The organism is Vitiosangium sp. GDMCC 1.1324 (assembly GCF_003044305.1).
Taxonomy (GTDB): domain Bacteria; phylum Myxococcota; class Myxococcia; order Myxococcales; family Myxococcaceae; genus Archangium.
In genome coordinates, this window is the sequence record NZ_PZOX01000080.1 from 1 (window position 1) to 1,005 (window position 1,005).

The 1,005-nt window shown below is 68.1% G+C and carries 1 pseudogene; it reads right to left on the reverse strand.

Features of this window, described 5'->3' with window-relative positions:
* Positions 1-1,005: pseudogene (locus DAT35_RS57960) on the reverse strand (hypothetical protein); the annotation flags it as partial.

Sequence of the window (1,005 nt, forward strand, 5' to 3'; positions counted from 1 at the left end):
CGCCAACGCGGCGTCCGCCCCGCCCACGGCGACGAAGCGGCCTGCCTCCCGGCTCGCCCGAACCTCCCGCACCAACTCCCGCAGGCCCTCCAGGCTCATCGCCCCATTGAACTGCCGCGCCGTCTCCGTCAGGGCTCGCAGGCGCGCTTCCGCGGCCTTGCTCCCGGAAACGATGTGCAGGCGCACACCCGCGGCGTCTTCCCCCTTGGCGAGGTAGCGCAGACCCTTGCCACCTGCGACGAGGGCCAGCACCAGTGCCGGTGCCACCTCGCGCGTGCCCTCCTCTAGCTCTCCCTGCCAAAGCAACTTCCCGCCATGGAGGGTGGTGGCGATAAAGCCGTAGCCACTCAGCGGCACACCAAAGGTGAGGTCATCAAAAGCACTCACCGCCATGCTGTCCGCCGAGGCGTTGAGCACCAACTCCTGCTCGGCCGTGGCGAGGGCCTCCTGGTACTCCGGCGGCAGTTGGAGTCGTAGGGTGAGGAATGCAGAATCCTGTCCGTCCAGGGCGATGCGTGAGCTGGAGAGCACGTCCCTTCCAGCTCGGACCAGGCCCCGGCCCATGTCTCCGAACTCGGAGTCCCGGTCCACGCGGGCCGTGGGTTTCAGACCCCGCTTCTCCAATGCCACCTGGAACGCGGGCAGCAGCGCGAGGGTTTCCGCCAGCCGCTTGTCCTGGGCCAGCAAGAAGAGAATTTCCCTCAAGTCATCGTCATAGGCTGAGTCGACAGTGAAGACGGCAAGCACCTGCGCGTTGAGGCGCCCATAGGCCTCGGGGGCCTTCACGAGGAGGGAGGTGCGCTTCTCGTTGAGCTGGCGGGCAATGTCCTCGCGCGGTGGGCCCAGGGCGCCGAGTCGCACGGCGCGCCAGTCGTCCAAGGCCTCCACCAGCCGGGGCATGTCCACGCGCTCCTGCAGGGCGAGGACTTCCCCAGGAGAGGTGCACGAGAGGAAGGGGGCGAGCAGTGCCTCCTTGTCACTGGAGGAGAAGTCGGGCCAGCCCGG